Annotated in this window: 1 pseudogene; it reads left to right on the top strand. The window is 37.4% G+C overall.

What is annotated here, in order from left to right:
• A pseudogene (locus tag DWY79_RS23245) lies at positions 1-369 on the top strand (hypothetical protein); the annotation flags it as partial.

The following is a 369-nucleotide window of genomic DNA, read 5'->3' as shown; positions in this document are numbered from 1 at the left end:
CATGATATGGTACATGGTCATATGTTATATGATACGGTTGACTTTGTTCTTAATCAGAAAGATGTTCCAGAAATAGATTTGTTAGCGGAAGTGTCGCCATATTTGATGGATAGAAGTGATTGTATTGGTAATGATGGCCTCCCTTATGTACGTGGGAAATATAAGGGGTATAATGTGTATGTAAATACTCATATTCTAAAAATCAATGCTTGTAGCTTATGTAAATATTACTACGGTATCAACATGCACGATTTCCCTTTAGAGGACGTACGGAAAGCCATTGAGAGGATAGGAGAGGATTTAAACATCCCTATGGACAAGGTCATTGTGACTAGACTGGATTTAGCAATGGATTTGGAGTTACAGCGG

It is taken from the genome of Parabacteroides sp. AF27-14 (assembly GCF_003635425.1).
Classification (GTDB): domain Bacteria; phylum Bacteroidota; class Bacteroidia; order Bacteroidales; family Tannerellaceae; genus Parabacteroides; species Parabacteroides distasonis.
The sequence above is the reverse complement of the archived record's forward strand: the minus strand, read 5'-3'. Positions and strand labels throughout refer to the sequence as shown.